Below are 22,001 nucleotides of genomic sequence, written 5' to 3'. Positions count from 1 at the left end.
CGGCCGGCCGCAGGGCGTCGGTGGGTCGGGTCGGGGTTGCGGGTCAGGAGCCGGTGGTGGCCTTGAGGAGCGTCCGGGCCATGGACCGGACGACGTCCGCGACCCCGGGGGCGTCCAGGTAGGCGGCAGGCAGCGCGGCCGTGCCGTGCAGCGCCCCGATGATGCCGCCCGCGAGCGAGGCCGCGACCACGGGTGACGCGTCGGGCCGGCCGGCAGCCGCCGCGTGCGCCAGCGCCGCGGCGAGCTGCTCGCGCGGTGATGCCGCGGCCGCACCCTCGCGGGCCGCCTGAAGGGCTGCTTCCAGGGTCGCGGCGGCCGTCGTCGTCTCCACCCCCGTCCGGTCGGCGGGCGGCCGGTGCGCTGCGGCGCTACCCAGGGCACCTGCCGAGACGGCCCGAGCCGCATCACTCCCCGCGTCCTCCGCCAGGTGCCGCTCCTCGCCGCGTTCGGCCACCACGGCGTCCTCGAGGGAGAGGCCGTCGATGGCGAGCGACCGGATGATCCCGCTGTACAGGGCCGCGGTGGCCCGGGCAGCGGCGGATCCGTGCGTGAGGGCCGCGGCTTCCACCGTCAGGCGCTCCACCAGGCTGGCCGGGATGCGGGGGACCAGGCCGAAGGGCGCCGAACGCATGAGCGCTCCCGTTCCCTCGGAGTCCGGGTTCAGGGGCCGTGCGCGAGTCCCCATCTCTCCCGTGAGGAGGGCGCGGACGGTGTCGGCGTCCGGTTCGTGCACCGGGAGGAGATCCTCCTGCCGGTCGAGCCACCGGGCGGGGGGTGCCGGTGCCCTGGGCGGGAGGTGCTCTCCCTGCCGCCCCATCCACCGCAGGTAGGCGAGCCACAGGCAGGCGGTCTCGTCGGCCGCCACGCCGTCGTTCGCCCACTCCAGCGCGTCCGTCAGGCCGTCGACGGTATACAGCGTCAGCTGGGTGGCGTCGGAGACCGCCAGGTCCGAGGGATCATCGAGCGCGGGCTGCGGATCATCCCCCGCCGCGTACAGGAGGCCGTACGCATCGCCCGCCATCGTACCGAGGAGGCACCCCAGCACCCGGTCGTCGTAGGCGGCGGGGGTCTCCCGGGATGCATCCTGCACGGAACGCGCGTCGTCCGTGCCGAGCTCCGTGTCGCTGCCGGTGCCTGCGGTGTTGTTCGTCATCACCGGTCCAGTCTAGGAGGCGGAGCCGACGCCGGGCCCGGACGGCTCCCAGCCGCCGCGCAGGCTAGCATGGAAGGCTTGCCGGCGGCCCGGTGCAGCTCCGGGCGTGCAGCACCGACGCAGCAGTGCCCCCGACGAAGGATTGTGCAGTCATGACGCATCAGACGACGACGAACGGAACGGCGGACGACACCGCCTCCGTCACGACCGCTTCCCCGCACGCCGAGCGGACCCCCGGACTCGTCCCACGGTCGATCGCCGAGGGAGTCGGCGCGTTCCTCATCGTCCTCGCCGGGCTCGGTGCCACCATGCTGGCCACGGAGACCGCGCTCCAGCCCCCGCTCGTCTTCGGATTCGCGGTCGTCGCGGCCATGATCGCCTTCGGGTTCGTCTCGGGCGGCCACTTCAATCCGGCCATCACGATCGGTTCAGCAGTCGCTGGCCGCACCGCCTGGACGTCGGTGGCCCCGTACGTGGTGGCCCAGGTGCTGGGCGCCGTCGGTGCGGCGGGACTGCTCTGGCTGGTGCTCAGCGCCAATGCCCAGCTCTCCGGCATCCGCGAGTTCTTCAGCTCCGCCTCCAACGGCTTCGGTGAGCATTCGCCGGCCCAGTTCCCGCTGGCCGGCGCGTTCCTGCTGGAGGTCGTGGCCACGGCGCTCCTCGTCGCCGTCTTCCTCGGGGCGGGTTCCGCGCGCGCGCGGCGCGATCTGGCGCCCTTCGCGGTGGGACTGGCCTATGCGGGCCTGCTCTCCTTCCTCCTGCCCGTCACCAACGGGGGCCTCAACCCGGTACGCGCCACGGCGTCGGCCGTCTTCGCCGAAACCTGGGCCCTCGAGCAGCTGTGGCTGTTCTGGGCCGCCCCGATCGTCGGGGCCCTGATCGCCGGGCTGGTCTTCCGCAGCGTCGACGCCTGGGACCCGAACGGTCGTTCCAGCCGCCGTGTCGCGGACCGCGCTCCTGCCGCGATCGAGGACACCGCGCCGACAGCGACCCGTGAGCAGCAGGGCTCGTCCGACGGCGGACCCGCCGCGCCTGCCGCCGGGACCGTTGCTGCGCCTGCCGACGGTTCCGCCGTCGAGCCACCCGCCGCACCTGCCGGCGGATCCGTTGCCGCGCCCGCCGCCGGGTCCGCCGCCGGACCTGGTGCCGCGGGTGAGCACCGGGAGGACGCTGCGTCCTTCTTCGATGCCCCGGCGACCGACGGACCCGACAGCGGGTCACCCGAGCTCCGTTCACGGGAGACCGGCCGGCCCGCCGACTGGGCCGCGCACGAGCCGTCGACGCACGACGGCGATCCCGACTCCTCGGCTCCGAAGACCTGACCCGATCCCGGGCCCGCCGCGCGCTGATCCATCGAATGTCGGCGTGCGGCGGTAGCGTGAAAATCATGAAGATCCTCCATACGTCGGACTGGCATCTGGGCCGTTCCTTCCACGGCACCGGGACCCTCGACGCGCAGCGGATCTTCGTGGACAACCTGGAGAAGACGGTCCGTGAGGAGGGCGTCCACGTCGTCCTGGTCGCCGGGGACGTCTACGACCGCGCACTGCCCGCCGTGGACGTCGTCGCACTGTTCGACGAGGCACTGGACCGGCTGACGGTCGCCGGAGCCCAGGTGGTCATCAGCAGCGGCAACCACGACTCCGCGACCAGGCTCGGGTTCGGCGGGCGCATCCTCGCCCGTGGCGGCGTCCACCTGCGCACGCGCATCGAGGACATCGCGGTGCCCGTCATCTGCCCGCTCGACGGGGATGCCGAACTGGCGATCTACGGTGTGCCCTACCTCGAGCCGCGGGTCGTCGCGGAGAGCCTGCAGGCCGAAGCTCCCACGCACACCGCGGTGACCGCCGCGGCGCTCGACCGCATCCGCGAGGACCTGGCGCAGCGTTCGTCCGTGCGGCGCGTGGTCTCGATCGTCCTGGCCCACACCTTCGCTGCGGGAGGGGCCGGCTCGGACAGCGAACGGGACCTTGCCATCGGCGGGCTCGGATCGGTGCCGCTCTCCCTCTTCGACGGCTTCGACTACAGCGCCCTGGGGCATCTCCACGGCAGGCAGAGGCTCTCGGAGACCGTGCGCTATTCGGGGTCGCCCCTCGCATATTCCTTCTCCGAGGCCAACCAGGCCAAGGGGGCCTGGCTCCTGGAGGTGACCCCGGAGGGAATCGGCGGCATCCGGGCCGTGGAGTGGCCAGCACCCCGCGACCTCGCAGTCCTCAGCGGGCGGCTCGAGGACCTGCTGGCACGGGAGGACCTCGCCTGGGCCGAGGGGGCCTACTGCCAGGTCACCCTCACCGACGCCGAACGGCCTGCACGCGCCATGGAACGCCTGCGAGCCCGCTTCCCGGACACCCTCGTCCTCGCCTTCGCACCGGAGGGCGGGGAGCAGGCCGACACCCGCACCTACAGCCAGCGCCTCGCCGAGGCCCGGGACGACGCCGAGATCTGCTGCGGTTTCCTCGAGCACGTGCGCGGCCGGAAGGCCTCGGCCGAGGAACAGGCACTCGTCCGGTCGACCGTCGACGCCGCGCTGAGCCTCGCCCACGAACGGTAGCCAGCCCATGAGACTGCACCACCTCGAGATCCAGGCCTTCGGCCCCTTCGCCGACCGGCAGAGCGTCGACTTCGACGCCCTCTCGGCCCAGGGCCTGTTCCTCCTCAACGGGCCCACGGGCGCCGGCAAATCGAGCGTGCTCGACGCCGTCTGCTTCGCGCTGTACGGCTCCGTCCCGGGGGCGCGCCAGGCGGCGAAGAGGCTCCGGAGCGACCACGCGGCCGAGTCCGTCGCCCCGGAGGTCTCCCTCGAGTTCTCCGTCTCCGATCGCCGCTTCAGGGTGGAACGGTCACCGGCCTGGGACAGGCCGTCGCGACGCGGGAGCGGCACCACCACCGAACAGGCGCGCACCCTGCTCAGCGAGCGGATCGGCAGCGACTGGGTCCAGAAGTCGGCGCGGAACGACGAAGCCGGCCTGGAACTGCAGTCCCTGCTCGGGATGGACAAGGAGCAGTTCACGAAGGTGGTGATGCTGCCGCAGGGCGAGTTCGCCGCCTTCCTGAGGGCCGACGCCAAACCGCGCAGGGAACTGCTGCAGCGGCTCTTCTCGACGGCTCGCTTCGAGGACCTCGAGCGGCTGTTCGCCGACGAGGGCCAGCGGACCGCCCGCCGGCTGGCGGAGCAGGAGGGCCGGCAGCGGCACCTGTTCCTGCGCGCCATCGACGAGGCCGAACGCCACGACCTCGCGGCGGCGGACCTCGGCGCCGATCCGGAGGCCCCGGACGCGTGGGCCGCGTCGCTGCAGTCGCTGTCGCTGGCGCTCGCGGAACGCCGCGATGCGGCCGCCCTCGAATCCACGGAACTCGCCGAGCAGAGTGCGCTGGCCGATGGTGCGCTGGCGACGCTCAGGCGGCGGCGGCAGCGCTTCGACTCACTGGCGCAGCTCCGGGTGCAGCGCGCGCAGCACCAGGGCCGGGCGGAGGAGATCGCGGAGATGGTGGAGCTCGCCCGACGCCACGACCAGGCCCGCGGACTCGCCGCCCACCTCCGGCTCGACGACGAGGCGGTCGCGCTCGTCGAGGATGCACGCGCGGGGCACGCGGGGGCGCTCGACCGCCTCCGGCGCAACGCCATGGCGGGCGAGTACCTCGACGTCGCACCCGCGGACGAGGGCGACGGCCCCGACGCCGTCCCGCGCGACGCACTGACCCGCGCCTGTACGGCGTCCGCGTCGCTCCTGGCCGTCCTCCGGGCGGCGCTGCCCGACGAACAGCGGCTGCGCGATGTCCGTACGGGGCTGGAAGCCCTCGAGTCGACGATCCGCCGGCTCGACGAGCGGCTGGACGAGGCCCGCGAGGGCATCGCGCGGCTGCAGCGTCAGCGCGCCGACGACGCCGAGCGGCTCGTGCCCCTGCGGGAGGCCGCCGACGGACTCGTCCACCTGCGCGCGGACCTCGCGGCCGCGGTGGACGCCGAGGAGACGGTGAAGCAGTACGGCGCCGCGAGGAAGCGCCAGGCGGCAGCGGACGCCGACCACGCGCTGGCCTCGGAACGTTTCCTGACGCTCAAGGAGGAGTGGCTGGCCAAGCTGCAGCTCCGGCTCGAGCAGGCAGCCCAGGAACTCGCCGAGCAGTTGCAGGACGGCCACGCATGCCCCGTGTGCGGGAGTACGGAGCACCCGGCGCCGGTGCCGCAGCCCGGGGGCGAAAGGATCAGCCTCGACGAGGAACAGGCGGCGCGCCGCCTTCAGGCCGAGGCGGAAGCGGCGCTGCAGCAGGCGCGCGAGGCGCGGGACCACGGGCGGCTCGAGGTGGCACAGCTGGCAGCCCGCGGCGGCGAGGCCGCCCCGGAGGACGCGGCCGTCTCCACGCGGGACGCGCGCTCGACGCTGCAGCGCGCCGAGACCGCCGAGGCCGAGTGCGCCGCCGTCGAGGAACGGCTGCGCCGAGCGGTCGCGGACGAGGAGAGGACCGGTGAGCTGCGTGATGCGCTGCGCGAGGAGCGCGCCGCCGCCGGGAGCCGGCAGTCGTCCCTGGCCGACCAGGACGCCGAGCTGTCCCAGCGGCTCGCCGGGCTGCAGGCGGATGCGCCGTCGCTGGCCGCGCGGATCGATGCCGTCCAGCGCACCCATGACGACCTCGACCGCGTCCGGGAGACCCTCGACGCGCTGACGCGGGCGACGAGCACCCGGCAGGAGAACGCGCAGCGCCTCCAGGACGCCCTGCACGGGACACCCTTCGGTTCCGCTGACGACGCCCGCATCGCCCTCCTGCCCGAGGAGCGCTCCGCGAGCCTCGCCGCGACGGTGAAGGAGTACGAGCTGCGCGGGCACCGCCTCGATGCCGCGTGGGACGACGACGCCATCCGGGAGACCCTCCGCGAGGAGGAGGAGGGGATCGCCACGCCGACGGACGACGACGAGCGCCTCGCCGGCACATCGGCCGACGACCTGAGGGGAAGGGCGCACCGGGCAGGCATCGGCGCCGAGGTGCTCGGGCACTCGGTCGCGCAGCTGGAATCCTATGCGCGGCAGCTCGCCGACCTGGAGAAGGACATCACCCCGCTGCGCGAGGAGGCCCAGCTGGCTGCGGCCGTGGCCGACACCGCGCGCGGCGGCGGGGACAACCTCTACAAGATGTCACTGGCCACCTACGTGCTCGCCTCACGCCTCGAGCAGGTGGCGGCAGCGGCCACCGAGCGGCTGCTGCAGATGTCGGACGGCCGCTACCAGTTGGTGCACAGCGACGCCACGGCGGGCAACCGGCGGTCCGGCCTCGGCCTGAACGTGATCGATGGCTGGACGGGGAACCGGCGCGACACATCGACGCTCTCCGGAGGAGAGTCCTTCATGGCCTCCCTCGCCCTCGCGCTCGGACTGGCCGACGTGGTGCAGCAGGAAGCCGGCGGGCTCGACATCGAGACACTGTTCGTCGACGAGGGATTCGGTTCCCTCGACGACCAGGCGCTCGAGCAGGTCATGGATGCGCTCGAGGGACTGCGGAGCGGCGGACGCGTGGTGGGGCTCGTCAGTCACGTGCCGGAGCTGAAGCAGCGGGTGAGCGCACAGTTGCAGGTCGTGAAGGGCCGGCAGGGCTCGATCCTGCGCTATGTGGAGCAGCCCGTCAGCGTGTAAACTCGGGCCGTTACCGGGTCGGGCGCATCGGGAGGGGGGACGATGCGCGTTCGATGCACCCGGAAAGCGCATGTATCAGACCCCTTCACCGGCCTCGCCGGACTCCACACCGTCCCACGGCACCCCCTCGACCCCGACCCTGCCGGACCCTGAGCGGTCCCGTCTCGGCAAGTTCGGCGTCCTCCCGCAGCTCGCGGGCACGTCCTTCCTCGTCCTCGGCCTCTTCGCGAGGCTTCCCCTCGCGATGCTCACCGTCGGAGCCCTGACGCTCGTCACGACGGCGAGCAACTCCTATGCCGCAGGCGGTTTCGCGGCGGGCGCCGTGGGCCTCGGCTCGGCGCTCGGGGCGCCCCTGCTCGGTCTCCTCGCGGACAAACGCGGGCAGCGGATCGTCCTGCTCGTCTCGGCACTGCTCAACACCGCGGCGATCGCCGCCCTCCTGATCGTGACGCTGACCAGCGCGACCTTCAGCGGGGGAGCGCTGGCGCTCGTCCTCACGGCCGCCTTCACCGTGGGCTTCACCTGCCCGCAGATCGGTCCGCTCGCCAGGGTCCGCTGGATGGCCATGACCCGGCGGAGCCCCCGTTCTGCCCTCGATACCGCGCTCTCCTACGAAGGGACGGCGGACGAGCTGACCTTCGTCCTCGGGCCGGCCCTCGTCGGCCTGCTCGCGAGCCTGATCGCCCCGTGGCTCCCGCTCGCGCTGGCCGCGGCCCTCACCATCACCCTCGTCAGTGCCTTCGCCGTGCACCGTACCGTGGCCTACAGCGATCGGGGCTCATCCGCCGCCCGCTCCCTCGTTGACACGGACGCCGACGTGGACACCGACGCCCATGCCCGGACGGACGGGGACGACCCGTCCGGGGCCGGGTCCACCCGATTCGCCCTCGTCCTGCTGCCGGTGGCGGGCATGGTGGCGGTGGGCACGTTCTTCGGTTCCACCCAGACCTTCCTGACCGCCTTCTCGGGCCAGTTCGGTGCCGCCGAATCATCGGGCCTGCTCTACGCCGTCATGGGCCTGACCTCGGCGGTCGCGGCACTGTCCGTCGCCTACTGGCCCCAGCGCTTCCGCCACACGCACCGGTGGATGGCCTCGGCCGCCGCCATGACCGTCGCCGCAGCCGCGCTGGCCCTGCCCGCCTCGGTCGCCGCCATGCTCGTCGCGCTGCTGTTCCTGGGTCTCTTCGTCGGGCCCACGATGGTCACCATCTTCTCCATCGGCTCGGCGGTCGCACCGCCGCACCGCCTGGGCACCGTCATGACGCTCCTCGCGAGCGGCATCGTCGCCGGCACGGCGATCGGGTCGGGACTGGCCGGGACGCTCGCCGAGGCCGGGGGAGCGGCCGCCGCCGTCGTCGTTCCTGCAGTGGCTGCGGCTGTCCTGCTCGTCCTGGGAGCCGTGTCCGCCGCGGCGCTGCGGCACGTCAGCCGGGCCTGACGGGTCTCCGCCCGCCGTCGATCGAGCCCGAGGAAGACGCGGGCGAGGGGCGGGGGAGCCGGCGGCCTGACCGGTCGACCGGGCCCTCGGGGTCAGCTGATGCGCGGAGCGCGGCTCGGCGGATCCGGGATGTGGACGGTGCCCGTGAAGACACCGCCGGTGACGCTGTCGCCGTCGTCCGTCCCGCCGGTGGTCCCGGAGGTGGCGTGGGTCGTGAACGCGCCGGGTGCGATGCCCCGGGTGACGGTCAGTGCCTCGGCATGGCTGCGGAGCTGCAGCGCGACGTCGTGCGCCTGGGGCCGGAGCGAGGGATTCCTCGCCGTCATCCGCCGCAGGAGTCCGCTCCAGTCCGGGCCCAGGGAATCGGGCACCTCCGGGTCGCGCAGGAGCCGGGCGAGCGCCGCCTCGACCACCGGGCCGGGGAACGACTTCTCGCCGGTCAGGCACTCGAGGAGCACGAGGCCCAGCGAGTAGACGTCGCTCCGTTCGTCCAGGGGGTCACCCTTCGCCTGCTCGGGGCTGAGGTAGTTCGCCGATCCGATCGTCGCCCCGACCGCGGTCGCCGTGGTGGCCTCCACCATGCGGGCGATGCCGAAGTCCGTCAGCTTCGGGTACAGCCGCGTCCCGTTGTCACCGCTGTGGAACATGAGGATGTTCGCGGGCTTCACGTCGCGGTGGATGACGCCCTCGGAGTGGATGTACGCCAGCGCATCGGCCAGATCGGCTCCGAGCTGCGCGACGTCGTCGGCGGCCAGCGCACCGCGCTTGAGCAGGTGCCGGAGATCCTCGCCGTCCACGAGTTCCATGACGAGGAAGCCGGCAGTGCGTCCCTCCTGGTCCTCGTGCATCCCCGCATCGTGGAGGGTCACCAGGCCCGGATGGTTCAGGGTGGACAGCAGGATCGTCTCCGTGTGCTGGCGACGGTAGTCGTCGTCGTCGGAGGTCGTGGCGTTGAAGATCTTCACGGCGACATCGCGTCCGAGATTGCGGTCGATTGCGCGGTACACGGATGCCGTGCCGCCGACCCCCAGCAGGTCCGTGGTCTGGTACCGGTCCCCGAGGAGAACAGTCATGCGTGTACTCCCGCTGCTGATGTCCATGATCGATCCGGTCACCCCTAAGGGTGCTGATCAGCTGCCAGTATAACGCCGCGAATCGGCGGGCGGACCCGGCTGACACACGCTTTCTCGAACCTTGATCATCGGCGTATCAGGCCAGAAAAGCGAGGGCAGCATCCTTGAAGAGCCTGGAGGTGATGGCGTCGGAATGGGTCCTGCCCGGCAGCGTCGTGATGCGGGCATCGGGGGCCCAGTCCCGGAGGTCGGTGATGCCCTCGGCGTACTCGTCCTGGTCTCCGGCGACCAGGAGCAGGGGCATCTTCGGGACGGCATGCTGCGGGTCGAACGGCTCCGTCTTGATGGCGGAGACCATCGCGAGCAGCGAGGGGAGGTCGTTGTGCGGGCCGGCCTGTGCCATGCGCAGGAGGTCAGCCGTCGTCGGGTCCTGCGAGGCGGGCCCTCCGGCGAGGAAGAGCTCCGCTCCCGCGAGGTCGAACGTCGCGAGCGGATCGGCGGTGCCGGGCCCGCCGAGCACCATCCTGCGGACCAATTCGGGCTGCGTGGCACCGAACTCCCAGGCCAGGCGCGACCCCAGCGAGTAGGCGACGACGTCGACACCGGACCCCGGCACACCGTCGCGCAGCGGGAGGACCCGCTCGTCGAACAGGGCCTGCAGGATGTCGGCACGCATGCGGCTCGGTGCGTAGGATCCCGCGTCCTCCGGCGCAGCGCTGTCACCGTGTGCGGGGAGATCCACCATGATGACGGAACGCCCGGCGTCGTTCAGGAGACGGACCCACCCCGTGGCCACCCAGTTCTGCCGGGACGAGGAGCCGAAGCCGTGCAGCAGCAGGATCGGCGGCAGGTCGAGCGGATCCTCGGCATCGCTGCGGGTGATGGAAAGGCGGGGGTCGACGCCTTCGACGACGTGTACGGCATGGTGGTCCATGTCTCCCATCGTAGGCGCGGCCGGAACCTGCGTGTCGAAGGACACCTCGCTGCGGGGCAGGATGGACCGAGAGGCCTCTGGGGCAATCGCCCGGCATGAGTTATAGTCGTTATGACCCTAACAAGTGACGCCGCATCGATCGGACGGAGGACAGGGATGCACAGCTCGGCCAACGTCTCGGAACGGCAGTCCCAGGCACCCTCCCTCGCCATCTCGACCGTGATCTTCGCGCTCCGCACCGACCCCTCAACGGGCCGGTCGGAGATCTGGCTGCCACTCGTCCGTCGCATCCGGCAGCCTCACCTCGGCAAGTGGGCGCTGCCCGGCGGGCCACTCGGGGCCCGGGAATCGCTGCAGGATGCGGCGTCGCGCAATCTCCGGGACACGACAGCCCTCGACCCCACCTATCTCGAGCAGCTCTACGCCTTCGGCGGGCTCGACCGGTCGGCCACCCAGCGGCTCGTGTCCATCGTCTACTGGGCCCTCGTCCGTCCCGATCAGGCGGACCTGGCCCGCGACTCCGAGAACGTGCGCTGGTTCCGCGCCGCCGAGGCGGTGGGCCTCGCCTTCGACCACGACGAGATCGTCGCCTACGCCCTGGAACGGCTGCGCGGCAAGATCGCCTACGGGTCCGTGGCCTTCCACTTCCTGGGTGAGCGTTTCACCCTCGCGCAGTTGCGGGGCGTCTACGAGGCCGTGCTCGGCAAGCACCTCGACCCGGCCAACTTCCGGCGCCAGCTCCGATCCGCGACGGACATCGCCGCGACGGACGAGGTCCTCCAGGGCGGGCGGAACCGGCCGCCCCGCCTCTACCGCTACACGGGACCCCACTCCGGGGCGTCCCCCACCGATGCCGTACCCGCAGCGCAGGCCCCCGGGCCCTAGCCCCGGGCCCAAACCTCACACGAACCCCGACTCCATCTCCGTCCCCGTATCTCCACCCCCGTTGCCGACCACCGTGCCGGCCCCACCCCAGGGAGAAGCACCATGTCCGTCACCACCGCCATCCAGCTGATCACCCGCGGCGAGGCCGGAGCCTCCACGACCACCGGGACCTGCTCCCCGGACCTCGCGCAGAACCCGTGGGCGTTCGACGCCCTCCCCCTGCCCGACTACGGCCCCGGCGCGTCCATGGACGACACCGCGCCGGCCTCCACCCCCCGCCAGGGACAGCTGCCGGAGGAGTACCGGACGGCGTCTGCCGAGGACCTCGACCGGCGCATCCGCGCCGCCAGGGAGACCCTCGGCGAGTCCGTCGTGATCCTCGGCCACTTCTACCAGCGCGACGAGGTGGTGCAGTACGCCGACTTCGTGGGCGACAGCTACCAGCTCGCGCGCGCCGCCACGGAACGCACGGAGGCAGACGCGATCATCTTCTGCGGAGTGCACTTCATGGCGGAGACGGCGGACATGCTCTCGACGCCGGAGCAGGCCGTCATCCTCCCCAACCTCGCCGCCGGCTGCTCGATGGCGGACATGGCGGACATCGACTCCGTCTCCGAGTGCTGGGACCAGCTCACCGCCCTCTTCGGCTCCGCGCCGGACGCCGAGGGGCGCCTCCCCGTGATCCCCGTGACGTACATGAACTCCTCGGCCGCCCTGAAAGGCTTCTGCGGGGAGAACGGCGGGATCGTGTGTACCTCCTCGAACGCGGCTGCGGTGCTGGAGTGGGCGTTCGAGCGGGGCCGGCGGGTCCTGTTCTTCCCGGACCAGCATCTCGGACGCAACACCGCCAAGGCCATGGGCGTGCCTCTGGAGCAGATGCCGATGTGGAACCCGCGGAAGCCCTGGGGCGGCACGGACGAGCAGACGCTCCGGGACTCCCGCGTGATCCTCTGGCACGGCTTCTGTTCCGTGCACCGGCGCTTCACCGTGGCGCAGATCGAGAAGGCCCGTGCAGAATTCCCCGGGGTGCGCGTGATCGTGCACCCCGAGTGCCCCATGCCCGTGGTCGACGCCGCCGACGAGGCGGGATCCACCGACTACATCCGCAAGGCGATCGACGCCGCCGCCCCGGGCAGCACCTTCGCCGTCGGCACGGAGATCAACATGGTGAACCGGCTCGCCGCCCAGTACCCGCAGCACACCATCTTCTGCCTCGACCCGGTGATCTGCCCGTGTTCCACGATGTACCGGATCCACCCGGGCTACCTGGCCTGGGTGCTCGAGGGGCTCGTGGAGGGGCGGGTCCTCAATCGCATCACGGTGCCCGACGCCGTCGCCGAGCCGGCGCGTGTCGCGCTGAACCGGATGCTGGCGGTCCAGCCATGACGGGGGAGGCCGTGCGGGGAGCGCGTGGGACGGCCCCCGGGGCAGTGCAGCGCGTCGTCATCGTGGGCTCGGGCGTCGCCGGCCTGCAGACCGCCCTGGTGCTGCGCAGGCTCGCGCCGCACTCCGACGTGGTCCTCACGTCGAAGACGGCGCTCGCCGAGAGCAATACCCGGTACGCGCAGGGAGGCATCGCCGCCGTCGTTCCCGAGGCGGCTGTCTCAGCGCACACGCAGGACTCCGTCGCCGACCACATCGCCGATACCCTGGCTGCCGGCGCGGGGCTGGCCGATCCCGAGGCCGTCGCCGTGCTCTGCGGGGAGGCGGCGGTGGGCATCGCCGCCCTGCAGGCCGCGGGGGTCGTCTTCGACACCTCGCAGGCCGATGCCACGGTGCTGGCCCGTGGCCGGGAGGCCGCGCACTCGGCGCCGAGGGTCCTGCACCTCGGCGGCGACGCCACCGGGGCGGGACTCGTCGCGGCGCTCACCGCCGCGGTGCGCCGGGACCCGCGCATCGAGGTCCTAGAGGACTCCCTCGTGACGCGCGTGCTGCTGCAGGACGGGGACGGCGCCGACGCCGGCCCGATCCTCCGGGGAGACGAGCGCGCCTCGGGCGTCGAGGTGCTCCACGGTGGCATCGCGCGGCTCATCCGGGCGGACGCCGTCGTCCTCGCGACCGGCGGAGCGGGCCAGCTCTTCGAATCGACGACCAACCCCCGGATCGCCACGGGCGACGGCGTCGCGCTGGCCTGGTGTGCCGGTGCCGCGGTGGCGGACCTCGAGTTCTTCCAGTTCCATCCCACCTCCCTCGACGTCCCCGGCAACCCGCTGATCTCGGAAGCGGTCCGGGGCGAGGGAGCCCGCCTGGTCGACGCCGACGGCCACCGGTTCATGGCCGACTACCACCCGGACGGGGACCTGGCGCCGCGGGACGTGGTCTCGCGCAGCATCGCGCAGCACCTCGCCGGTGCTCGCTCCGGCAATCCCCGCGGCGACCGTTGCGGCGGACCCAACGGACGCCGGGGTGCCGGCGTGTACCTGGACGCGACGGCCCTCGGCGGCGCGTTCCTGGCCCGGCGTTTCCCCACGCTCACGGCCCTGACCGCGCGGCACGGGTTCGACTGGTCCTCCATGCCGGTCCCGGTGGTGCCGGCAGCCCACTACTGGATGGGCGGCGTGCGGACGGACACCTCGGGACGGACGTCCGTCCCGGGCCTCTTCGCGGTCGGGGAGGTCGCCCGGACCGGCGTGCACGGCGCGAACCGGCTCGCGTCCAACAGCCTGCTCGAAGGAGTGGTGTTCGGTGCCCGCTGTGCGGCGGCGCTCGCCACCGGTGGGGGGAGGGCGCCGTCCTTCGACGTCGAGCACCTCGACCTCGAAGGGGAGGAGACTGCCACGCAGTCGTTCACGCGCGGCGACCTCCAGTCCGTCATGTCCGACCACGCGGGGGTGCTGCGCACGGGTGCCGGGCTGGAACTCGCCCGCAAGCACCTCGCCTCCTACCGTCCTGATACCGATCCCGAGCTCGGGAACCTGCTGCTGTGCGCGCGGCTGCTCGTCCACGCGGCGTCCCGCCGCACCGTGTCCTGCGGCGCCCACCACCGCTCGGACCAGCCCGACGCCACGCCGCATGCTCCCGCCCCGAGCCGGTCCTACGCACGAGCCATCGAAGGAACACTCCCATGACCGAGACCGAGACCGCAACCGCCATCGTCACGCCCGTCCGGCCGTCCGCCGTCGAGCCGGCGCGCCCGCCGCAGCACCTCATCGACGCCGTCGTGGCCGCCGCCCTCGCCGAGGACGCCCCGTGGGGGGACCTCACGTGCCAGGCCCTGATCGACCCGGACCAGCGGGCGACGGCGACCATCACGGCCCGCGAGCCGGGCGTCCTGTGCGGGACGGCGGCCATCGAGGCCGCGATGCGCCTCACCGATCCGCGGATCCGCGTCGTGTTCCCACGGACCGACGGGACCGCCTTCGCTGCGGGGGATACCCTCGCGGAGATCGCGGGACCGGCCGCCGGCATCCTCACGGCCGAGAGGACGGCGCTCAACATCGCCCAGCGGCTCAGCGGGATCGCGACCATGACCTGCGCCTTCGTGGACGCCGCGGCGGGCACCCGGGCGCGCATCACCGACACCCGCAAGACGACGCCGGGGCTCCGTCTCCTGGAGCGCTGGGCCGTCCGCTGCGGGGGCGGCTCGAACCACCGCTCCGGCCTGTCCGACGCCGTGATGGTCAAGGACAACCACCTGGCGCTCCTCGCCGCGGACGGGCCCGAGGCCCTCACCGATGCCCTCCGGGCCGCCCGGTCGCGCCTCCCGCACACCGTGCACATCGAGGTGGAGGTGGACCGGCTGGACCAGATCGAGCCCGTCCTCGCCGCCGGGGTGGACACCATCATGCTCGACAACTTCGCCCCGGCCGACCTCGCGGAGGGCGTCCGCCGGATCGGCGGCCGCGCGCTCGTGGAGGCCAGCGGCAACGTCCGCCTCGACACGGTGGGGGCGATCGCGGCCACCGGCGTCGACATCATCTCCGCGGGAGCGCTGACCCACAGCGTCCGATCCCTCGATCTCGGTCTGGACTTCGTGGTGCAGGGGGCGGCGACCATCGACCCGGGAGGGCAGCCATGATCTACCTCGACGCAGCCGCCACCGCGCCGGCCCGGCGCGAGGTCCTCGAGGAGATGTGGCCCCTGCTGACCGCGACCTTCGGCAACCCCTCCAGCCACCACACCTACGGCGAGGCCGCGGCGTCGGACTACGCGCGCGCCCGGTCCCGCGTCGCCGCGCTGCTCGGCTGCAGGCCGGGGGAGATCATCTTCACCTCGGGTGGCACGGAGGCGGACAACCTGGCACTCAAGGGCATGGCGCTCGCCGCCCCGCGCGGCCGGCACATCGTCACCAGCGCGATCGAGCACCCGGCGGTGCTGGAGGTCCTGGCCTACCTGCGGGAGTTCCACGGCTTCCGGATCACGGTGCTGCCCGTCTCCGCCGGCGGCCGCGTCGCGCCGTCGGACCTCGCCGCCGCGCTCGAGGATGCGACGACGCTGTGCACCGTGATGTACGCGAACAACGAGGTGGGGACCGTCCAGGACATCCCGGCCCTCGCGGAGGTCTGCCGGCGGGCAGGCGTCCCCTTCCACACCGACGCCGTCCAGGCCGCGGGATGGCTTCCCCTGGACGTCGACCGCCTCGGCGTCACGGCGCTCAGCATCTCGGGGCACAAGCTCGGCACACCGAAGGGGATCGGTCTGCTGTACCTCCGCTCGGGGACGCCGTGCGAACCCGTGCTCCACGGCGGCGGCCAGGAACGCGGACGCAGGTCGGGCACGGAGAACGTCGCCGGGGCCGTGGGGCTCGCCCGCGCCCTGGACCTCGCCCAGGCTGCCCTGCCGGGGGCTGCCGACCGGTCCACGGCGTCCAGGGACGCCCTGACCGCACACGTGCTCGACGGCCTGCCCGGGGCGCTCCTCACGGGCGATGCCGCGCACCGACTCCCGAATCTCGCCTCCTTCTGCTTCCCCGGCGTCAGCGGTGAGGCGATCCTCCTGGAACTCGAGCGTCGCGGCGTCGTCTGCTCGAGCGGATCCGCGTGTGCGGCCGGATCCTCCGAGCCGTCCGCCGTCCTGCTGGCGCTCGGTCTGGACGGCGAGACGGCGCAGAGCGCGGTGCGCCTCTCCTGGACGCAGGACACGTCCGCCGCCGACCTCGACCAGGCGGCCGGCGCCGTCGTCGCGGCGGTGGAGGCCGTCCGGGGCCTCGGCGCGGCACGCGCCGGCAGCCACGCCGAAGCCTAGACTGGCGGCATCGAATCACATCCAGGGAGGGACGCCATGGAGCACGGACAGACCGGAGGGCCGGGCGGGAGGCGCCTGCCGCAGGTCCTCGCCGCTGCCGCACTCACCCTGACGCTGATCACCGCGTGCACGGCCCTCGACGGCGGTGAGGGCGCGCCGTCGTCGCCCGCAGCGACCGCGACGAACACCGCGACCGCGACGGCCGAGCCGGCGGTGGCCCCCCTGCGTGAGGCCCGCGACGGGTGGAAGGTCTTCACCGATCCGGGGCGTCTCCTGAGCTTCGAACTGCCCGAGGAGTGGCTGGTGCAGCTCATCGAGCCGGAGCCCGGGGTCTACGCACCCGATTCGCTGCACTACGCGGTCCGCACACCGGAGGGCGTGACGACCGCCGAGCTGCACACCGGCATCCAGACGCCGGAGACGCCCTGCCCGGACGCGGAGCGGACACCGTACTTCGTCATCGGCAGCGAACCGCTCGAACTCACGGGGGAGGCGCCGGTGAGTGCGGACCTCGAGCCGCGTTTCGTGATCCGGCTCATCACGGGCTTCCGCTTCTTCGCGGCCTACGGCATCACCGACCAGGTGGGCGGCGCGGACGGTCTGGCCTGCACACTGTCCAACACCGTCCAGGGCGGCGATGCCCTCGGACGGGTCAGCTTCGGGGACCTCGAGGTGCTCGCGCCCAAGGCGCCCGCGAATACCGGACCGCAGACGGTCACCTTCGGGACGATCGGGGAGGCCCAGGCCTACTACGACACCCCGGACTTCGCGACCATCCGAGAGATGCTCCGCTCCCTCCGGATCGTCCCGGGCACCACCGGCTGACCTCCCCGCAGGATCGTCCTCAGTCGACGGGCTGCAGGGCCTCGAAGTCCACTCCCGTGAGCTGTGCGCTGCGGTTCCAGAGCCGTACCGCGATGTCGCGGTCCAGCACGCGGGGCACCGGCGCGACGAGGCGGGGTGCGCCGCGGGTCTCGCCGAGGCCCGACGGACCGTAGTAGTCCCCGCCCCGGACATCGGGAGCGGTGGCTGCATACAGGGTGGGCAGCGCGCCCGCGGCGTCGGACTGGCTCATCAGCCCGATGAAGCCGGAGAAGACGTCGAGCACCGCCGGCGTCTTCATCCCGGCCGTCAGGTTCGTGTTGGCCAGACCCGGGTGCGCGGCCACCGACGTGAGGTCCCAGCCGGCGGCACGGGCGCGCCGGTCGAGCTCGATCATGAAGTAGAGATTGGCGAGCTTGCTCTGCCCGTAGGCGGCCCACCGTCGGTAGTGGCGCTCCGACTGGAGGTCGTCGAAGTCGATGCGTCCCCGCTTGTGGGCGAGGCTCGAGAGCGTGACGACGCGGGAGGACCCGGCCTCGCGCAGGTTCTCCAGCAGCAGGCCCGTCAGGGCGAAGTGGCCGAGGTGGTTGGTGCCGAACTGCAGTTCGAAGCCGTCGGCCGTCGTCGCTTTCGGCGTCGCCATGACCCCGGCGTTGTTGACGAGGAGGTGCACGGGACCGCTGAGGCCGGCCGCGAACTCGCGGATGGACTGCTGGCTGGCCAGGTCGAGGATGCGCAGCTCGACCCGCCGGCTGCCCGTGAGCGAGCGGACCCGCTGCTCGGCGTCGCGCCCGCGCTGCTCGCTGCGGCAGGCGAGGATGACCTCGGCGCCCTTCCTCGCGAGCCCGACGGCGGTCTGGAGACCCAGCCCGCTGTTGGCCCCGGTGATGACCGCGCGCCTGCCTGTGAGGTCGCCGATCGCGTCCGCCGTGAAATCGTTCATCCTGGTCCTTACCGTCCGTGCGTGCTGTCGGGCCGGGCGGTGCCCGTCCGACAGGGCGGATGCCGCCCTTCGTTCCAGCATAGGGTCGGGGACGGGCCGAACGCCTGCCGTGTCCGCCGCGCTCGGTGTCAGGCGCCGAGTCGGGCGTTGATCTTGTCCGTGAGGGCCTTCAGCTGGTCCATCTCCCCGGGGTCGAGGACGGGCGCGAGGACCTCCCGGATGCGGTGCACGTGGCTCGAACCGATCCGTCGCTGGAGAGCCCTGCCCTCTTCGGTCAGCGCGAGCTCGATGCCGCGGTGGTCGGCCGCCGCCGGCCGCCGGCGCACGAGGTTCCTGGCCTCGAGCCGATCCACCATGCGGCTGAGGCTCGGCTGGCTGATCAGCAGGTGGTGGTTGAGTTCGTTCAGGCGCGTCCAGCCCGTGGGGCAGCGGCTGAGGTTGAACAGGACGTCGTACTCGCGGATGGGCAGGTCCCTGAACGCCCGGTCCTCCCGGATGCGTCGCATGATGCCGACCTGCGCACGGAAGAGGGACTCCCAGGTCTCCGAGGCCTGCCGGACGGAAGGCTCCGGCTCGCGGTTCCCGGCGACCGCCGGGTCGTCGGCCGGTTCTATGGCCGGTTCCACGGCCAGTCCTAGGACCGGTTCGACGGCGGTGGGTGTTTCGTCAGCCATGGCGATCTCGGGCCTCCTGCCGGGGCACCGGCAAATAGATTCATTTGCATCTAGTGTACGCCGTCCAGCTGCCGCTGCCCCACCGGGTCAGGCCGCAGCCGTTCGTCACGACGCAGCGCCCGCTGCTCGCGGCGGCCCTCGACGAGACGGTAGAGGACCGGGACGAGGACGAGGGTCAGGGCCGTGGAGGAGACGAGCCCGCCGATCACCACGATGGCGAGGGGCTGGGAGATGAACCCGCCCTTCCCGGTCAGGCCGAGCGCCAGGGGCGTCAGGGCGAAGATGGTGGCCAGTGCGGTCATCAGGATGGGTCGCAGGCGCTGCCGCGCGCCCTCGTGGATCGCCTCGGCGACCGGCAGCCCCGGCCTGCCGTCGCGGGGGAGGCGATACTGGTTGATGAGGTCGATCAGCACGATCGCGTTCGTGACCACGATACCCACGAGCATCAGCATGCCGATCAGGGAGGGCAGCCCGAGGGGGGTGCCGGTGATCAGCAGCAGGGCGATGGCGCCGGTGGCCGCGAAGGGGATGGAGACGAGCAGGATCAGGGGCTGCACGAGGCTCTTGAACGTCGCGACCATGATCACGTACACGATCGCGACGGCGGCCCACAGTGCGAGGAACAACTGGTCGAACGATTCCGCCTGCTGGCTCGAGGCGCCGCCGATGGTGGCGGTGGCTCCGGGCGGCAGGTCGATGCTGTCGAGGCGTTCGTTCACCGCACCCGTCAGGGTGCCGAGATCATCGCCGGACGGCGTGATCGAGACCCGGGCCGTGCGTTCGCCGTTGGAGCTGGTGACGGACAGCGGCACCTGGACCTCCTCGATCGACGCGACGTCGGTCAGGGGGACGGGTCCCGTCGCCGTGGGGATCTGGAGGTTCCGGAGCTGGTCGAGGCTCGTGATCGTGGTCCCTTCCCCGATCAGCACGGGGAAGTCGTCCGCGTCGAAGCGCACCGAGCCGGCCGGGACCGGGCTGATGCTCCCACCGAGGAGGCCTGCGATCTGGCCCTCGCTCAGGCCGGCCTCCACGGCAGCCGTGCGGTCCACATCGATCTGGACCTGCGGCTGCGCCGCCGCGAGGTTGCTCGTGATCTCACCCGCGCCGTCGATCCCCTGCAGCCCCTCGAACACGGCCCTGTCCGCGGCCTGGAGGTCCGCGGTGACGGGCGCCGTGATGTCGATATCGATGGTGCTCGAGGTTCCGAAGCCGCCCTGCTGGCTGGACAGGGAGATGGTGCCCGCGTCCTCGAGGCCCTCGAGGTCCCGGCGTACGGTCTCCTGCAGGGCTTCCTGGTCCGCGTCGTCGTCCGTGATGACGGTGAACGTCGCCACCGAGGCGCCGCCGGAGAACTGCGCGGCGAAGGCGCCGTCGGCGTTGCCGACCGTCAGCTGCACATCGCGGATCTCCGGGTTGTCCATGAGGATCTCCTCCGTCCGGGCGGCCGTCCCCGCCGTCGTCGCCAGGCTGGTGCCCGGGGCGAGGCTCTGGGTGATGGAGAAGCTGTTCTGGCCCGAGGAGCCGAGCAGGTTGGTCGGCAGGAACGGGACCATGGCGGCCGTGGCGCCGAGGATGATCCCGCCGCTGATGAGGGTGATGACGGGGTGGCGCTGGGTGCCGGTGAGGATCGGGAGGTAGCCGCGCTGGAGGAGGGACGGCCGGTCGGGCGATTCCCCCCGGGAGGAGGCTGATGCGGCGGGGACGGCGGCGGCCGCCGGGGCCGCGACGTGGCGGGGATCGCGGGGTGCGGGGGGTGTGCGCTTCAGGAACCAGTAGGCGAGCACCGGGATGATGGTCAGGGACACGGCGAGGGAGGCCAGCAGGGCGATCCCGGTGGTGATCGCGAAGGGGCGGAAGAGCTCTCCCGCGAGGCCCCCGACGAATCCGATGGGCGCGAAGACGGCCACGGTGGTGAGGGTCGAGGCGGTGATGGCTCCGGCCACCTCCCGGACCGCGGTCAGGATGGCCTCCCGCTTCTCCTCCCCGTACCCGAGATGCCGCTTGATGTTCTCGATGACGACGATCGAATCGTCGACCACGCGCCCGACGGCGATCGTCAGGGCACCGAGGGTCAGCAGGTTCAGGGAGTACCCCGCGACGTAGAGCCCGATGAACGTGATGAGCAGTGACAGCGGGATCGAGATCGCGGTGACCAGGGTGGAGCGGACCGAGAGCAGGAAGACGAGGATGATCAGCACGGCGAAGCCGAGGCCGAGCAGCCCCTCGGTGGTGAGGTCGTCGATGCTGCGTTCGATGAACGGGGCCTGGTCGAAGACCACGGTGATGTCCGCCGCGTTGCCCAGTTCGGTCTCGAGCTCGGGGACGAGGTCCACGATCTGCTGGGAGATCTTCACGGTGTCGCCGTCGGGCACCTTCGTCACCGTCAGCGCGAGCGTCTCGATCCCGTTGGTGCGCGCGACGGACGTGGGCTCGTCGTCGGCCAGGCTGACGGCGGCCAGCTCGCCGATCGTGCTGACCGGACCGGAGGAGGGCGTGTCCGAGGAGGAGGGAAGCACCGGCAGCGCCTGGATGTCCTCGAGGGACCCGATCCGGCTGCCCGCCTGGATGGTCAGTGACCTGGGGTCGTCCTCGAGGCTCCCGACGGGGAACAGTGCGCCGTTGTCCTCGAGGGTGCTGCTGATGTCACCCACCGTCAGCCCGGCTGCTGCCAGGGCGCCCTCGCGCGGCAGGATCGCCACGTGCTGTGTGGTCCCGCCGGAGATGTCGGCGGTCCGGACGCCGTCGATCTTCTGCAGGCGTGGGACGGTCAGCCGGGCCAGGTCGCCGTTGAGCTCGCTGAGGGACTCGTCGGACGAGACCGCCATGAAGATGATGGGCAGGTCGCTGATGCTGCCCGCGAGGGCCTGGGGCTCGACGTCGTCCGGCAGGGTGGGACGCACCGTCGAGATCGCGCGGTCCACCTGCGCCCGGGCGCGGTCGAGGTTCGTGCCGTACACGAACACGAGGCTCACGGTCGAGACGCCGGAGCGGGAGGTGGACGACGACGATTCGAGGCCCTCCACGCCGCTCAGGGCGGCCTCGAGCGGTTCGCTGACCTGCTGGTCGAGGTACTCCGGGGATGCTCCGGGCAGCGCGGAGATCACCGTGATCTGCGGGAATTCGAGCGACGGGATGAGCTCCTGCTTCAGGGAGCCGAGGGTGATGACGCCGAAGACGGAGGCAAAGATGGTGATGAGCGCGATGAGCGCCCTGTTGCCCAGGGAGAGGTGAGCCAGACGGAACAAGGAACCTGCCTTTGATGCTGACGGTC

Annotated in this window: 16 protein-coding genes; 10 read left to right on the top strand and 6 right to left on the bottom strand. The window is 72.2% G+C overall.

From position 1 onward, the window contains the following. Positions 1–43 precede the first annotated feature (43 nt). The gene (locus IWX63_RS00510) at positions 44–1,153 is read right to left on the bottom strand and encodes an ADP-ribosylglycohydrolase family protein (protein ID WP_334685562.1); all 1,110 of its coding nucleotides are present in this window, start codon (positions 1,151–1,153) and stop codon (positions 44–46) included. A 152-nt stretch (positions 1,154–1,305) separates the two neighbouring features. Here IWX63_RS00510 and IWX63_RS00505 point away from each other — a divergent pair, with 152 nt between their 5' ends. From IWX63_RS00505 to IWX63_RS00490, 4 genes are all read left to right on the top strand, one after another. Then, the gene (locus tag IWX63_RS00505; protein ID WP_199276207.1) at positions 1,306–2,475 is read left to right on the top strand and encodes an aquaporin; all 1,170 of its coding nucleotides are present in this window, start codon (positions 1,306–1,308) and stop codon (positions 2,473–2,475) included. A 65-nt stretch (positions 2,476–2,540) separates the two neighbouring features. Next, positions 2,541–3,704 carry an exonuclease SbcCD subunit D gene (locus IWX63_RS00500; RefSeq protein ID WP_199276206.1) on the top strand — a complete coding sequence of 388 codons (1,164 nt, stop codon included), beginning with the start codon at positions 2,541–2,543 and terminating at the stop codon, positions 3,702–3,704. Positions 3,705–3,711: 7 nt separating this feature from the next. After that, positions 3,712–6,777, top strand: coding sequence for an AAA family ATPase (locus IWX63_RS00495; protein WP_199276205.1), 3,066 nt, complete (start codon positions 3,712–3,714; stop codon positions 6,775–6,777). A gap of 70 nt (positions 6,778–6,847) precedes the next feature. Continuing rightward, a complete protein-coding gene (locus IWX63_RS00490) occupies positions 6,848–8,215 on the top strand; it encodes an MFS transporter (RefSeq protein ID WP_199276204.1) in 1,368 nt (455 codons plus the stop codon). 92 nt (positions 8,216–8,307) lie between these two features. On the opposite strand, the gene IWX63_RS00485 is transcribed toward IWX63_RS00490, so the two are convergent. Together IWX63_RS00485 and IWX63_RS00480 are read right to left on the bottom strand one after the other, a co-directional pair. Continuing rightward, a complete protein-coding gene (locus IWX63_RS00485; RefSeq protein WP_199276203.1) occupies positions 8,308–9,288 on the bottom strand; it encodes a serine/threonine-protein kinase in 981 nt (326 codons plus the stop codon). A 136-nt stretch (positions 9,289–9,424) separates the two neighbouring features. Then, on the bottom strand, positions 9,425–10,222 hold the full coding sequence (locus IWX63_RS00480; RefSeq protein WP_199276202.1) for an alpha/beta fold hydrolase: 798 nt from the start codon (positions 10,220–10,222) through the stop codon (positions 9,425–9,427). Between the two features lie 156 nt (positions 10,223–10,378). On the opposite strand from IWX63_RS00480, the gene IWX63_RS00475 reads away from it, so the two are divergent. The 6 genes from IWX63_RS00475 (at position 10,379) to IWX63_RS00450 (ending at position 17,116) form a co-directional block, all read left to right on the top strand. Beyond that, positions 10,379–11,107 carry an NUDIX hydrolase gene (locus IWX63_RS00475; RefSeq protein ID WP_199276201.1) on the top strand — a complete coding sequence of 243 codons (729 nt, stop codon included), beginning with the start codon at positions 10,379–10,381 and terminating at the stop codon, positions 11,105–11,107. A gap of 102 nt (positions 11,108–11,209) precedes the next feature. Continuing rightward, complete coding sequence (gene nadA / locus IWX63_RS00470; RefSeq protein ID WP_199276200.1) at positions 11,210–12,493, top strand: quinolinate synthase NadA; 1,284 nt, start codon at positions 11,210–11,212, stop codon at positions 12,491–12,493. Further along, positions 12,490–14,175: an L-aspartate oxidase gene (nadB, locus tag IWX63_RS00465; protein ID WP_199276199.1), complete on the top strand. Its 1,686-nt coding sequence runs from the start codon at positions 12,490–12,492 to the stop codon at positions 14,173–14,175. The genes nadA and nadB overlap by 4 nt, the downstream gene beginning before the upstream one ends. Then, positions 14,172–15,125: a carboxylating nicotinate-nucleotide diphosphorylase gene (gene nadC / locus IWX63_RS00460; protein ID WP_199276198.1), complete on the top strand. Its 954-nt coding sequence runs from the start codon at positions 14,172–14,174 to the stop codon at positions 15,123–15,125. The genes nadB and nadC overlap by 4 nt, the downstream gene beginning before the upstream one ends. Then, entirely contained in the window at positions 15,122–16,291 is a 1,170-nt protein-coding gene (locus IWX63_RS00455; RefSeq protein WP_199276197.1) for a cysteine desulfurase family protein, read from the top strand. The genes nadC and IWX63_RS00455 overlap by 4 nt, the downstream gene beginning before the upstream one ends. A 36-nt stretch (positions 16,292–16,327) precedes the next feature. After that, positions 16,328–17,116 carry a hypothetical protein gene (locus tag IWX63_RS00450; protein WP_199276196.1) on the top strand — a complete coding sequence of 263 codons (789 nt, stop codon included), beginning with the start codon at positions 16,328–16,330 and terminating at the stop codon, positions 17,114–17,116. A 19-nt stretch (positions 17,117–17,135) separates the two neighbouring features. Here IWX63_RS00450 and IWX63_RS00445 read toward each other — a convergent pair whose 3' ends face one another. The 3 genes from IWX63_RS00445 to IWX63_RS00435 form a co-directional block, all read right to left on the bottom strand. Next, entirely contained in the window at positions 17,136–18,056 is a 921-nt protein-coding gene (locus tag IWX63_RS00445; protein ID WP_199276195.1) for an oxidoreductase, read from the bottom strand. A gap of 128 nt (positions 18,057–18,184) precedes the next feature. Next, positions 18,185–18,730: a MarR family winged helix-turn-helix transcriptional regulator gene (locus tag IWX63_RS00440; RefSeq protein WP_199276194.1), complete on the bottom strand. Its 546-nt coding sequence runs from the start codon at positions 18,728–18,730 to the stop codon at positions 18,185–18,187. 50 nt (positions 18,731–18,780) lie between these two features. After that, entirely contained in the window at positions 18,781–21,975 is a 3,195-nt protein-coding gene (locus IWX63_RS00435) for an efflux RND transporter permease subunit (protein WP_199276193.1), read from the bottom strand. Positions 21,976–22,001: the final 26 nt, after the last annotated feature.

The sequence above is a fragment of the Arthrobacter sp. CAN_A2 genome (assembly GCF_015752045.1).
Lineage (GTDB): Bacteria > Actinomycetota > Actinomycetes > Actinomycetales > Micrococcaceae > Arthrobacter_D.
Note: the sequence above shows the minus strand (reverse complement) of the source record. Positions and strands in the feature narration are given on the sequence as shown.